The organism is Streptomyces sp. B1866 (assembly GCF_031932565.1).
Taxonomy (GTDB): Bacteria; Actinomycetota; Actinomycetes; order Streptomycetales; family Streptomycetaceae; genus Streptomyces.
On the sequence record NZ_JAVSCF010000672.1, the window covers coordinates 1 to 261 of the forward strand.

Below are 261 nucleotides of genomic sequence, written 5' to 3' on the forward strand. Positions count from 1 at the left end.
AACCTCGGCGGCGACAACGGGTTCCGGATCGACAGCGACAGCCATCCCGAGATCGTGTCGGACGAGCACCTCACCAAGTCGGAGGCCAGCGCGATCGTCGAGCTCGCGGCCCGCTATCACGTCACGGTGATCCCGGAGATCGACATGCCCGGGCACATGAATGCGGTGCTGGCCAGGCACCCGGAGTACCGGTTGCCGCCCGACCCGAACGACACCTCTTCCATGCGGGACGGACGGCTGGACGTCACCAGCGACGCGGCC

Annotated in this window: 1 protein-coding gene; it reads left to right on the top strand. The window is 67.8% G+C overall.

Going from position 1 to position 261, the window contains the following annotated elements; translation table 11 throughout:
* A partial coding sequence (locus RKE29_RS30725) for a family 20 glycosylhydrolase (RefSeq protein ID WP_312008947.1) occupies positions 1-261 on the top strand: 261 nt, incomplete at both ends.